At 66.7% G+C, this 13,050-nt stretch carries 11 protein-coding genes; 10 read left to right on the top strand and 1 reads right to left on the bottom strand.

What is annotated here, in order from left to right:
• Nucleotides 1-169 precede the first annotated feature (169 nt).
• The 10 genes from xdhA to ACROUL_RS04265 all read left to right on the top strand — a co-directional run bounded on the left by xdhA (nucleotide 170) and on the right by ACROUL_RS04265 (nucleotide 12,702).
• On the top strand, nucleotides 170-1,564 hold the full coding sequence (gene xdhA, locus ACROUL_RS04310; protein ID WP_431298313.1) for a xanthine dehydrogenase small subunit: 1,395 nt from the start codon (nucleotides 170-172) through the stop codon (nucleotides 1,562-1,564).
• The gene (xdhB, locus tag ACROUL_RS04305; RefSeq protein ID WP_431298312.1) at nucleotides 1,561-3,981 is read left to right on the top strand and encodes a xanthine dehydrogenase molybdopterin binding subunit; all 2,421 of its coding nucleotides are present in this window, start codon (nucleotides 1,561-1,563) and stop codon (nucleotides 3,979-3,981) included. Before xdhA ends, xdhB begins: the two co-directional genes overlap by 4 nt.
• A complete protein-coding gene (xdhC, locus tag ACROUL_RS04300) occupies nucleotides 3,974-4,894 on the top strand; it encodes a xanthine dehydrogenase accessory protein XdhC (protein WP_431298311.1) in 921 nt (306 codons plus the stop codon). Before xdhB ends, xdhC begins: the two co-directional genes overlap by 8 nt.
• Nucleotides 4,891-6,417 carry an ABC transporter ATP-binding protein gene (locus ACROUL_RS04295; RefSeq protein ID WP_431298310.1) on the top strand — a complete coding sequence of 509 codons (1,527 nt, stop codon included), beginning with the start codon at nucleotides 4,891-4,893 and terminating at the stop codon, nucleotides 6,415-6,417. Before xdhC ends, ACROUL_RS04295 begins: the two co-directional genes overlap by 4 nt.
• Before the next feature lie 165 nt (nucleotides 6,418-6,582).
• Nucleotides 6,583-7,665, top strand: a complete 1,083-nt coding sequence (locus ACROUL_RS04290; protein ID WP_431298309.1) for an ABC transporter permease — start codon at nucleotides 6,583-6,585, stop codon at nucleotides 7,663-7,665.
• Nucleotides 7,665-8,594, top strand: a complete 930-nt coding sequence (locus ACROUL_RS04285) for an ABC transporter permease (protein ID WP_431298308.1) — start codon at nucleotides 7,665-7,667, stop codon at nucleotides 8,592-8,594. The genes ACROUL_RS04290 and ACROUL_RS04285 overlap by 1 nt, the downstream gene beginning before the upstream one ends.
• 52 nt (nucleotides 8,595-8,646) lie before the next feature.
• Nucleotides 8,647-9,729, top strand: a complete 1,083-nt coding sequence (locus tag ACROUL_RS04280; RefSeq protein WP_431298307.1) for a BMP family ABC transporter substrate-binding protein — start codon at nucleotides 8,647-8,649, stop codon at nucleotides 9,727-9,729.
• Between the two features lie 119 nt (nucleotides 9,730-9,848).
• Nucleotides 9,849-10,649: a class I SAM-dependent methyltransferase gene (locus ACROUL_RS04275; RefSeq protein WP_431298306.1), complete on the top strand. Its 801-nt coding sequence runs from the start codon at nucleotides 9,849-9,851 to the stop codon at nucleotides 10,647-10,649.
• A gap of 99 nt (nucleotides 10,650-10,748) precedes the next feature.
• Nucleotides 10,749-11,825, top strand: a complete 1,077-nt coding sequence (locus tag ACROUL_RS04270) for an NAD(P)/FAD-dependent oxidoreductase (protein ID WP_431298305.1) — start codon at nucleotides 10,749-10,751, stop codon at nucleotides 11,823-11,825.
• A 73-nt stretch (nucleotides 11,826-11,898) separates the two neighbouring features.
• Complete coding sequence (locus ACROUL_RS04265; protein WP_431298304.1) at nucleotides 11,899-12,702, top strand: glycoside hydrolase family 25 protein; 804 nt, start codon at nucleotides 11,899-11,901, stop codon at nucleotides 12,700-12,702.
• On the opposite strand, the gene ACROUL_RS04260 is transcribed toward ACROUL_RS04265, so the two are convergent.
• Entirely contained in the window at nucleotides 12,699-13,019 is a 321-nt protein-coding gene (locus ACROUL_RS04260) for a tryptophan synthase subunit beta (RefSeq protein ID WP_431298303.1), read from the bottom strand. The genes ACROUL_RS04265 and ACROUL_RS04260 overlap by 4 nt on opposite strands.
• Nucleotides 13,020-13,050: the final 31 nt, after the last annotated feature.

Raw genomic sequence — 13,050 nt, 5'->3', positions numbered from 1 at the left:
CTGCTTCCAAGAAACCAAAGAAGGTATGTCTTGCCATGTGGCAACCTTCAGCGCTTCATGGTGATTATAAAAGAAGGGGCAAGAAGCCCTTGGGGTGTGTGTCAGCCTTACGCCGCATCGGGCGGGCACACGGAATACCTCGACCGGGGAGACCGCGGCGGATTTTGACATGACGGAGATTTCGTTTCTCCTGAACGGTGCGCCTGTAACGGTCGCGGATCAGCCGCCGACGCGGACGCTCCTTGATTGGCTGCGCGATGTGCGTGGCCTGACCGGCACGAAGGAAGGTTGCAACGAAGGCGACTGTGGCGCGTGCACGGTGATGGTCACCGATGCGGACGGGTCGCGGGCGCTGAACGCCTGCATCCTGTTTCTGGCGCAGTTGCACGGCAAGGCGGTGCGCACGGTCGAAGGCATCGCAGGGCCGGATGGCAGCTTGCATCCGGTGCAACAGGCGATGATCACCCATCACGGCAGCCAGTGCGGCTTCTGCACGCCGGGGTTCGTGGTGTCGATGGCAGTGGGCCACGCGCAGGGCCGCCGGGATCATGACGACGTGTTGGCCGGCAACCTTTGCCGCTGCACCGGCTATGCGCCGATCATCCGCGCCGCCGAAGCTGCGGAAGCGGCGCCGGTGCCAAGTTGGATGGATGATGCTGCAGGGCTTCCTCTTCTCCAAATATCCCAGGGGTCCGGGGGCAGCGCCCCCGGCGCGTTCCGCCCGCGCGACAGCGACGAATTGGCGGAGTGGTATCTGGCGAACCCCGATGCCGTGCTGATCGCCGGGGCGACGGACGTGGGGCTTTGGGTAACGAAACAGTTGCGCAACCTTACGCCGGTCGCGTTCCTGAACGGCGTGCGCGACTTGCAGGCCATCGAGGAACAGGGCGGGCAGTTGCACATTGGTGCAGGGGTGACGATCTCGGCGTTGCTGGACGCGGTGAAGGAACGGCTGCCGTCCCTTGGCGAGCTTTTGCGGCGCTATGCCAGCGTGCAGGTCAGGAACGCGGCGACGATCGGGGGCAACATCGCCAACGGCTCGCCCATCGGCGACGGGCCGCCGGCGCTGATCGCGCTGGGGGCGACGCTGCACCTGCGTCGGGGCGATGCGATGCGGTCGATGGCGCTGGAGGATTTCTTCATTGAGTACCGCAAGCAGGACCGCCGGCCGGGCGAGTTCGTGGCGGGGATTTCGATGCCGGGAAGCGCGCCGGCGTTGCGGTGCTACAAACTGTCGAAGCGGTTCGATCAGGATATCTCGGCGGTCTGCGGCTGTTTCAACGTGACGGTGGAGGCGGGCGTCGTCACCGGGGCGCGGATCGCGTTCGGGGGCATGGCCGGGGTGCCGAAGCGGGCGGCGGAGGCGGAGGCGGCGCTGGTGGGGCAAACCTGGACGCTGGCCACGGCTGAACGCGCGGCGGCGGCGATGGCTTCGGATTTCACGCCGCTGAGTGACATGCGGGCGAGTGCGGCATACCGGATGGAAACTGCGCAGAACATGATGATCCGGTATTTCCATGATCTGAACGGCGTGCCCGTTTCGGTGCTGGAGGTGATGCCATGAGCATGGGCAAACCCCTGCCGCATGACGCAGCACCGCTGCATGTGACCGGACTGGCGCGCTATGTGGATGACATTCCCTTGCCGGGGAACGCGCTGCATCTGGCTTTCGGGCTTTCGACCGTGGCGCATGGCGAGATCACCGGGATCGACCTTTCTGCGGTGCGGGCCGCGCCGGGCGTGGTGGCGGTGCTGAGTGCGGATGATCTGCCAGACATGCCCGACTGCTCGCCTTCGGCGGCGGACGAGCCTCTGTTGGCGGTGGGCACGGTGCATTACGTAGGCCAGCCGGTATTCCTTGTTATCGCCACGAGCCATCTGAAGGCGCGCAAGGCGGCGCGGTTGGGGAAGATTTCCTACCGCGAATTGCCGGCGCTGTTGACGGTGGACGATGCGCTGGCGGCGAATAGCCGGTTCGAGCAGGGGCCGGTGATCTGGGCCAAGGGCGACGCGGCGGCGGCCATCGGCAAGGCGGCGCATGTCGTCGAGGGCACGTTCGAGGTGGGCGGGCAGGAGCACTTCTATCTGGAGGGTCAGGTGGCCGCCGCCCTGCCGCAGGAGGGGGGCGACATGATCGTCCACTCCTCCACCCAGCATCCGACGGAGGTTCAGCACAAGGTGGCCCATGCGCTGCATCTGCCGATGAGCGCGGTGCGGGTCGAAGTGCGGCGGATGGGGGGCGGGTTCGGCGGCAAGGAAAGCCAGGGCAACGCGCTGGCAATTGCCTGTGCGGTGGCCGCACGGCTGACCGGACGACCGGCACGGATGCGCTATGACCGCGACGATGACATGGTGATCACCGGCAAGCGGCATGACCTGCGGATCAATTACCGTGCCGGGGTGGACTCGGTGGGGCGCGTGCTGGGGCTGGAGTTTCAGCACCTGTTTCGCTGCGGTTGGTCGCAGGATTTGAGCCTGCCGGTGGCGGACCGGGCGATGCTGCATGCCGACAACTGCTATCACCTGCCGCATATCCGGATTGAATCGCACCGACTGAAGACCAACACACAAAGCGCCACCGCGTTTCGCGGCTTTGGCGGGCCGCAGGGCATGGTCGGCATCGAGCGGGTGATGGACCATGTGGCGCATGTGGTCGGGCGCGATGCGTTGGCGGTGCGCAAGGTGAACTTCTACCGCGCGGCGGCCGCCCCCGGGGGCGCTTCGCCCCCCGGACCCCCAGAGGATATTTCCGGACAGATGAAAGGTGGGGCGGGGGAAACCGACTTGACCTCACGCGGGGCGACGGGACAGGCGGGGTCGCATGTGCTGCCGCCGGACGGCCCGGTGCAGACGACGCCCTATCACATGCCGGTGGAGGATTTCATCGGGCATGAGCTGGTGGCGGAACTTGAGCGGACCAGCGATTTTGCGGCGCGGAAGGCCGAGATCGCGGCGTGGAACGCAAAAAGCCCGATCCTGAAACGGGGCATCGCGCTGACGCCGGTGAAGTTCGGGATTTCGTTCACGCTGACCTGGCTCAATCAGGCCGGGGCCTTGGTGCATGTGTATCAGGACGGGTCGATCCACCTGAACCACGGCGGGACCGAGATGGGACAGGGGTTGTTCCAGAAGGTGGCGCAGGTGACGGCGGGGGTGTTCGGGGTGGATGCGTCGATGGTGAAGATCACCGCGACGGATACCGCGAAGGTGCCGAACACCAGCGCCACGGCGGCGAGTTCCGGGGCGGACCTGAACGGGATGGCGGCGAAGGCGGCGGCGGAAACCATTCGCGGTCGGCTGGCAGAGTTCATTGCCGAAAAGCATCAGGTGCAGGCTGGGACGGTGCGCTTCGTGGACGGCGAAGTGCGCGTGGCGGGCGAGGTTTACGACTGGGCGCGGGTGGTGGCCTGGGCCTATCAGGCGCGGGTGTCGCTGTCGTCGACCGGGTTCTATGCCACACCGAAGATCATCTGGGACCGGGTGCGCGGGACCGGGCGGCCGTTCTTTTACTTTGCCTACGGGGCGGCGGTGACGGAGGTGGTGATCGACCGGCTGACCGGGGAGAACCGGATCTTGCGGGCGGATATTCTGCATGACACGGGGACGTCGCTGAACCCGGCTTTGGATATCGGGCAGGTCGAGGGCGCATATGTGCAGGGCGCGGGCTGGCTGACGACGGAGGAGCTGGTCTGGGACGGCAAGGGACGTCTGGCGACGCACGCGCCCAGCACGTACAAGATCCCGGCCTGTTCGGACCGGCCGCGGGTGTTCAACGTGGCCTTGTGGGGCAAGCCCAACCGCGAGGATGCGGTGGGCAAGTCGAAGGCGGTGGGGGAGCCGCCGTTCATGCTGGGGATATCGGTTCTGATGGCGCTGTCGGATGCGGTGGCGGCGTGCGGCGATGGGTCGGTTTATCCGGGCCTGGACGCGCCGGCGACGGCGGAGCGGGTGCTGGCAGCGGTGCGGAGGCAGCATGTTTGATCTGGGTGCCTTGCAGGCGGCAATCGAGGCGCACGGGCCGGTGGCGCGGGTGGTGATTGCGGCGCATGACGGATCGAGCCCGCGTGAGGTGGGGGCGGCGATGCTGGTCTGGGAGGGCGGTCAGGCGGGGACGATTGGCGGCGGGGCGCTGGAGTGGGAGGCTTTGGCGCGGGCGCGGGCGATGCTGGCCTCGGGCGGGGCGCGGGTCGATCGGCAGGCGCTGGGGCCGGCCTTGGGGCAGTGTTGCGGCGGGGCAGTGACGCTGTGGACCGAGGTTTACGCGGGCGTGCCGGTGGCGGAGGCGGGGATTGTGGCGCGGGGGCCGGGGGAAATGCCGCTGGCAGTCAGCCGGGTGCTGGCGCGGGCGCGGGGTGAGGGCGTGGTGCCGGGGCCGGGGCTGGTGCAGGGGTGGTTGGTGGAGCCTGCGGTGGAGCCGAAGCGGGCGCTGTGGATCTGGGGCGCTGGGCATGTGGGGCGCGCGCTGGTGGCGGTGCTGGCGCCGCTGCCGGGGCTTGCGATCACCTGGGTCGATGTGGCGGCGGAGCGGTTTCCCGATGTGGTGCCGGACGGCGTGACGGCGCTGCCGGTTGCAGTGCCTGAGGCAGCGGTGAGGCTGGCGCCGGTGGAGGCGGAGCATCTGGTGCTGACGTATAGCCATGCCGTCGATCTGGCGCTGTGTGATGCGCTGTTGCGGCGGGGGTTTGCGTCGCTGGGGCTGATCGGGTCGGCCACGAAATGGGCGCGGTTCCGGTCGCGTCTGGCGGGGCTGGGGCATTCGGCCGAGGCGGTGGCGCGGATCGACTGCCCGATCGGCAACCCAGCGCTTGGCAAGCATCCGCAGGCAATTGCGGTGGGTGTGGCGGCGGAACTGCTGGCGAGACGCGTAACCCTTCGGCGAAAGATGAAAGCATGAGTGGCAAGCTTCTATTGAGCGTCGAGGGGGTGACCAAGGCCTATCCCGGCGTGGTGGCGAACAGTGACGTGTCGTTCCAGATCAGCGAGGGGGAGGTTCACGCGCTGCTGGGGGAAAACGGCGCGGGGAAATCGACGCTGGTGAAGATGATCTATGGGCTGGTGAAACCTGACAGCGGGCGGATGGTGCTGCGGGGGCAGGCTTATGCGCCGGGCAAACCCGGGCAGGCACGGGCCTTGGGCGTGGCGATGGTGTTCCAGCACTTCAGCCTGTTCGAGGCGCTGAACGTGGCGGAGAACGTGGCCTTGGGCATGGAAAACCCGCCGCCGATGAAGGCGCTGGCGGGGCGGATCAAGGCGGTGAGTGAGGAATATGGCTTGCCGCTGGACCCGGCGCGGATGGTGGGTGACCTGTCGGCGGGAGAGCGGCAGCGGGTGGAGATCATTCGCTGTTTGTTGCAGGACCCGAAGCTTCTGATCATGGACGAGCCGACATCGGTGCTGACGCCGCAGGAGGTGGAGATCCTGTTCAAGACACTGCGGCAACTGGCGAGCGAGGGGACGGCGATCCTGTATATCAGCCACAAGCTGGAGGAGATCCGCACCCTTTGCGACGAGGCGACGATCCTGCGGCGCGGCAAGGTGGTTGCGACCTGCACCCCGCGCGAGCGGACGGCGCGGGAGATGGCGGAACTGATGGTCGGCACGGTGCTGACGCCGCCGGCGCGGGCCGGGAAGGCCAAGGGCGAGGTGGCACTGGAGGTGACGGGGCTGTCGGTAAACTCGCCCATTCCGTTCGGGACGTCGCTGAAGAACGTGGGGTTTGCGGTCAGGAAGGGCGAGGTGCTGGGGATTGCCGGAGTGGCGGGCAACGGGCAGGACGAATTGCTGCTGGCGCTGTCGGGCGAGTTGAAATCGGGGCCAGACGCGGTGCGGATCGACGGCAAGCCGATGGGCGACAAAGGGCCTAACGACCGGCGGCGCGCGGGGCTGGTGGCGGCACCGGAAGAGCGGCTGGGCCATGCGGCGGCACCGGACATGAGCCTTGTCGAGAACGCGCTGCTGTCGGGCGTCGTGCGCAAGGGGCTGACGAAACGCGGCTTCATCGACTGGGCGGCAACGGAGACGTTCGCGGCCGGTATCGTCAAGGATTTCGACGTGAGGACACCCGGCACCCATGTGGCGGCGCGGGCGCTGTCGGGCGGCAACTTGCAGAAGTTCGTCGTCGGGCGCGAGTTGAGCCAGACGCCAACGGTGATCGTGATCAACCAGCCGACATGGGGGGTGGATGCGGCGGCGGCGGCGGCGATCCGGCAGGCCATCCTTGACCGGGCGGCGGGTGGTGCGGCGGTGGTGGTGATCAGCCAGGATCTGGATGAACTGCTGGAAATCGCCGACAATTTCGCCGCGCTGAACGGCGGGCGGCTGACGCCGACGCGGCCAGTGCAGGGCCTGACGGTGGACGAGATCGGTCTGATGATGGGCGGCACGCACGGCATGGAGGTAGCGCATCATGGGCATTGAGATGGGCGTGCCGGGCCGCCTGCAGGTTGCCCCCCTCCCCCAGCCCCTCCCCACGAGGGGGAGGGGAGGCATCGGGTCGGCGAGGTTGCGCATGATGGCAGGCGACGCAGGGGGGCTGTCTGCCCCCCTTACCCCCCGAGGATATTTTGGCGAAGAGGAAGCCGCATGTTGAGGTTGGAAAAACGACCCTCGCCTTCGGCTTTCTGGCAGAAGGCCTCGCCGTTTCTGGCGGTCATTCTGACGATGATCGCGGGCGGGATCATGTTCGCGCTGTTGGGCAAGAACCCGGTCGAGGCGATACGGACGATCTTCTGGGACCCGTTGCTCGGCGAGTTCGCGTTCTATTTCCGGGGCCAGCTTCTGGTGAAGGCGGGGCCCTTGATCCTGATTGCGCTCGGGCTGTCGCTGGGGTTCCGGGCGGGCATCTGGAACATCGGGGCGGAGGGGCAATACATCATGGGGGCGATCATCGGCGCCTCGGTGGGGCTGGCGCTTTACCCCACGGAAAACCGGATGATCTATCCGGTGATGGTGATTGCTGGCGCATTTGGCGGCTGGGCCTGGGCGATGATCCCGGCGATCCTGAAGACGCGGTTCAACACCAACGAGATCCTTGTGTCGCTGCTGCTGGTCTATGTAGCGCAGACGATCTTGGCCAAGGCCGCGACCGGGTTCCTGCGAAACCCGGAAGGCGCGGGCTTTCCGGGGAGCCGCAACTTTTCAAGCTATCCCGCCGCGTCGAACCCGGAGCTGATTGCCGGGACGGGGATGCATTGGGGCGTGGTGGCGGCGTTTATCGCGGTAATCGCGGCCTATGTGCTGTTGCAGCGCCATCTGCTGGGGTTTCACATCAAGCTGGCAGGGCAAGCGCCGCGCGCCGCGCGGTTTGCCGGGGTGGCGCCCAGCCGGCTGGTGGTGTTGTGCATGGGGATTTCGGGCGCGCTGGCGGGGTTGGCGGGGCTGTTTGAGGTGACCGGGCCTGCCGGGCAGATCACCATCGATTTCAACGTGGGCTACGGATTTACCGCGATCATCGTGGCGTTCCTTGGCCGGTTGAACCCGGTGGGCATTCTGTTCGCCGGGCTGCTGATGGCGCTGACCTATATAGGCGGCGAGATGGCCTCGACCAACCTTGGCTTGCCGTCAGCGGCGATCCAGGCGTTTCAGGGGATGCTGTTGTTCTTTCTCTTGGCCAGCGACGTGCTGACCAACTTCCGGGTCCGGCTTTCAACCAAGGCGGTGGCGTGATGTTCGGCAGTATTGATCCGGCCCTTCTTCTGGCTTCGGTCATCGTGGCGTCCGTGCCGATCATCCTGGCCGCCATCGGCGAGTTGGTGGTGGAGAAGGCGGGCGTCCTGAACCTGGGCGTCGAGGGGATGATGATCATGGGCGCGATCTGCGGGTTTGTCGCGGCGGTCGAGACGGGAAGCCCGTTTCTGGGGTTCGTCGGCGGGGCCTTGGGGGCGGCGGCGCTGGCCTTGGTGTTCGCGGTCTTGACGCAATACCTGCTGACCAATCAGGTGGCGACGGGGCTTGCGCTGACGTTGTTCGGCCTTGGTCTGTCGTCACTGATCGGGCAGGGGTATGTCGGGATCAAGCCGCCGATGACGGGGGATGTGCCGTTCGGGCCGCTGGCGGACATTCCGTTCCTTGGCCGGGTGCTGTTCAGCCATGACTGGGTGGTCTATCTGTCGGTCGCGGTGGTGGCGGCGGTGTGGTGGGTGCTGCGGTCGACCCGAACCGGGCTGGTGCTGCGTGCGGTGGGCGAAAGCCATGATGCGGCACATGCCTTGGGCTACAAGGTGACGCGCATCCGGGTGCTGGCGATCCTGTTCGGGGGCGCGATGGCGGGATTGGGCGGGGCCTACATCAGCCTGGTGCGGGTGCCGCAATGGACCGACGGGATCACGGCGGGGGCCGGCTGGATTGCGCTGGCGATCGTGGTCTTTGCGTCGTGGAAGCCGTGGCGCGTGCTGCTCGGCGCCTATCTTTTCGGCGGCATCACGGTTCTGCAACTGAACCTGCAGGCCGCAGGGTCGGCGATACCGGTCGAATACTTGTCGATGGCGCCCTATCTGATAACCATCCTCGTGTTGGTCATCATGTCGTCCGGCCGCGGCAAGGCATCGCTGAATGCGCCGGCCAGCCTTGGCCAGAATTTCCACGCCTCGCGCTGAGGCACAACACGCCGAAGGCACATTAGGCCTTCGCACAATGGGGAGAGTACGAATGAAGCGCAGAACTTTGCTTGCCACCGCGGCCCTTGGCCTGTCTGTGGCATTTGGCGGCGTGGGACACGCGCAGGACAAGACGAAGGCCTGCTTCGTCTATGTCGGGCCGATTGGGGATGGTGGCTGGACCTACCAGCACCATCAGGGCGCGCTGGCCGTGGAGAAGGAATTCGGCGACAAGGTCGAGGTTCAGTGGCAGGAAAACGTGCCGGAAGGTGCGGATGCCGAGCGGGTGCTGACGCAGATGGCGCTTTCGGGCTGCAACATCATCTTCACCACCTCGTTCGGATACATGGACGCGACGAATGCGGTTGCGGCCAAGTTCCCTGACGTGAAGTTCGAACATGCGACGGGCTACAAGCGCGACAGCGCCAACGTCAGCACCTACAACGCGCGGTTCTACGAAGGCCGGGCTGTTCAGGGCCATATCGCGGGCAAGATGACCAAGTCGAACAAGATCGGCTACATCGGGTCGTTCCCGATCCCCGAAGTGATCATGGGGATCAACAGCTATTACCTGCACGCCAAGAAGGCCAACCCGAACGTCGAACTGTCGGTGATCTGGGCCTACACCTGGTTCGATCCTGCGAAAGAGGCGGATGCGGCCAAGGCGCTGATCGAGCAGGGCGTCGACGTCATTGCCAGCCACACCGATTCGACCGCTGTGCTGGCCGAAGCCGCCAAGACGCCGGGCGTGATCGGGTTCGGGCAAGCCTCGGACATGGAAGCCTACAAGCCCTCGCCGCGGGTGTCGTCGATCATCGACAACTGGGCGCCCTATTACATCAAGCGCGTGGGCGCGCTGATGGACGGGACGTATGAGCAGGCGGACGCATGGGAAGGCATTGCCGGCGGCGAAGTGGAGATCGGTGAGATCACCGATGCGGTGCCGGCAGACGTGAAGGCCGAAGCCGAGGCGCTGCGCGACAGCATCGCGGCGGGGACGTATCACCCGTTCACCGGGCCGATCAAGAAGCAGGATGGGTCCGAGTGGCTCGCCGATGGCGTGACCGCGCCGGACGGCGATCTGCTGGGGATGGCGTTCTTTGTGGAAGGCATCACCGGCGATATCCCGAAGTAAGCCTGACTGCCTGATGCGACAGGATGGCCGCCGTGGTGACACGGCGGCTATCTTTTTTTCCGCACCGTGGCATTCTGAGGCGATGGCCGACCCCTTGGCCACATGCGGAAGGACGGACGATGACCACGACTTCATCACAGCGCACCTCGGATGTGAATGGCCGACTTTGGGGCGCGCGCGCGCGCGATTGGGCCGAGGTGCAGGAAGCCCAGTTCGGCGGCGGTTATGACCATGTGTTAGCCAGCGCCAGTGTCGGGCCCGGCACGCGGCTTCTGGATGCGGGGTGCGGGGCGGGTCTGGCAGCCCGGCGCGCCGCCGATCTTGGCGCGATCATCGCAGGGATCGACGCGGCGCCGCTGCTTTTGGACATAGCACGCGAACGGTGCCCTGACGGCGATTTTCGCGAAGGCGACCTTGAAGAACTGCCCCATGCCGACGACAGCTTTGACGTGGTGACCGGGTTCAACGCCTTTCAGTTTGCCGCGAACCCGGTCGCGGCACTGAGCGAGGCGCGGCGGGTGACCCGGCCCGGCGGCATCGTCGCGGTGATGACATGGGGCCGCCCGGACGGCATGGAGGCGGCCTCGGTGGTGGCAGCGTTGCGGCCCTTGCTGCCTGCCCCGCCACCCGGCGCGCCCGGACCCTTCGCCCTGTCCGATCCCGACAGGCTTTCCGGCTTTGTCGCCGACGCGGGCCTTGTGCCCCGCGAGGTGATCGAGGGTGACATCTTCTGGGCCTATCCCGATGAGGCAACCGCGTTGCGCGGATTGAACTCCAGTGGTGTGGCGATCCGTGCGGCGGGCCTTGTCGGCGAGGCGGCGGTTTCGGCGGCCCATGCGGCGGCATTGGCACCGTTCCGGCAGCCAGATGGAAGTTTCCGGATCGGCGCGCGTTACATGGCGGTGCTGGCGCTGGCTTGACCAACTGGCCTGAAGAACTGGCCTGAAGAACTGGCCTGAAGAACTGGCCTGTCGCCCTGCCCCTTTCCCTTGGCCAACCGGCGTGGCAATGTCCGCTGCATGATGCATGATTTCCTGATTATCGGCGGCGGCATTGCCGGCGTTTCGGCGGCAGCCCGTCTGTCGAACCTTGGGTCTGTCCTTGTTCTGGAGGCGGAGGCGGCACTGGCGCACCATGCCTCGGGGCGGTCGGCGGCGTTGTTCGAGCCGCGCTATGGCGCGCCTGCGGTGGTAGGGCTGTCGATGGCGTCGGCCGCCTTTTTCGAGGCGGCGCCGGGGGTGTTGAGCCCGCGTGGGTTGATGCTGGTGGCCAAGGCCGAGGCGCGCGAGGCGTTCGAGCGCGACGTGGTGGCAATGGAATTCACGCCGATTTCGGTGGAGGAGGCGCGCGCGATCATCCCGATCCTGAACCCCGAGACGGTGGCGCTGGCCGGTCATGCGACCCATGCGCAGGACATCGACACCGACCTGTTGATTCAGGGCTTTGCGCGTGAGGCCAAGGCAAACGGGGCGCAGATCGTGACGCGGGCGCGCGTCACCGCCATTCACCGCGAGGGCGCGGGTTGGCGGGTGGAGACGAGCGAGGGCAGTTTCACCGCGCGCATGATCGTCAATGCGGCCGGGGCATGGGTGGACCAGATCGCCGTGATGGCGGGGGTGCAGCCCTTGGGGTTTACTCCCTACCGCCGGTCGATGGCGCGGATACCGGCGCCGGGCGGGCATGACGTCAGCCGCTGGCCGATGCTGTTCGGCCCCGGCGAGGACTGGTATGCCAAGCCCGACGCAGGCGCGCTGATCGTCAGCCCGGCCGAGGAAGACCTGATGGAGCCGCACGACGCCTGGGCCGATGACATGGTGCTGGCCGAGGGGCTGGCGCGGTATGAGGAAATGGTGACGGAGCCGGTGACGCGGCTGATCTCCAACTGGGCCGGATTGCGCACCTTCAGCCCGGACCGGGTTCTGGTGATCGGGCGCGATGTGCGGGAGCCGTCGTTCTTCTGGCTGGCGGGGCAAGGCGGATACGGGTTCCAGTCTTGCCCGGCGGCAAGCCAGTTGGCTGCCGATCTGGTCGGGGACCGCGCGCCAGAGATCGACGCTGATCTGGTGGCGCAGCTGTCGCCAGCCCGCTTCGGCTGACATTCGCCCACGCACTGTTGGCTGCGCTTTGACGGGGGCTGACAGGCGGGGCGGTTTCGGACACGCTGCGCGCATGATGAAACCTGCGCTGATCCTTGGCCTGTGCCTTGCCCTTCTTGGCTGTGGGGGAGGCAGACCCGACCGTTCCGCCCCCGGTTCCGTCGAAACGGGCGGCGAAATCACCGTCACCTCATCGAACTTCGCCGATGCCGATCCGACCGATTGGTCGGGCCGCGCGCCGGAGCGGTATCCGGTGCACGGGATCGACCTGTCGCGTTTCCAGACAAATGTGGATTGGCAGACCGCGCGTGCGAATGGGGTGAATTTTGCCTTCATCAAGGCCACCGAGGGTGGTGATCTGGTGGACCCGATGTTCAAGGAGCATTGGCGCGGCGCCGGCGCAGCCGGGGTGAAGCGCGGGGCGTATCATTTCTTCTATCATTGCCGCCCGGCGGCCGAGCAGGCGCGCTGGTACATCCGCCATGTGCCCAAGACGCCGGGCGCCCTGCCCCCGGTTCTGGACATGGAGTGGACGCCGACCTCGCCCACCTGCACCATCCGCCGCGACGGGGCGACGATCCGCAAGGAGGCGCGCATCTTCATCGACATCGTGACGCGGCATTATGGCCAGCGACCGCTGATCTACACCACGGTGGATTTCTACGAGGATACCGAGTTGTGGCGGTTGTCGGGGGTGGAGTTCTGGCTGCGGTCGGTCGCGGCACATCCGAACGACCGCTATGACGGGCAAAGCTGGAGCTTCTGGCAATACACCTCGACCGGGTTGGTGCCGGGGATTGCCGGGCGGGTGGACGTGAACGTGTTTGCCGGGTCGAAGGCGGCTTGGGCCGAGTGGGTGGGCGCGCGGGCGCTTTAGCGGTGCTTCCAGCGGCGCCAGATGAGGCTGGCCTTGCGGCGAGCCCAGATCATCGCGGCGGCGATCGGGCCGCGCATGAACGGCAGGTCGACCGCGAGGAGGAGGAGGCCCAAGGGCAGCATCCAGATGCCGAGAAACGGCAGGAAAGATACGAAGCCGCCGGCTACCATCAGGAGGGCGAGCGGGATGCGCAGGAGTTTCAGCCGGTCGCTGCGCAGCGCCTTGATCGGGCCGCGCAGGGCCGGGACGAGGCGGGAGATCGCCTCGAACTGACGGCGGAACCGGCGGTCGCGCTTTGTGCGGTGTTTGTCGTCCATGCCATCCCCCTGCCCGGCCTCAGGTGGGGCC

Source organism: Tabrizicola sp. BL-A-41-H6, from assembly GCF_050632395.1.
Lineage (GTDB): Bacteria > Pseudomonadota > Alphaproteobacteria > Rhodobacterales > Rhodobacteraceae > JAUYQR01.
The sequence above is the reverse complement of the archived record's forward strand: the minus strand, read 5'-3'. Positions and strand labels throughout refer to the sequence as shown.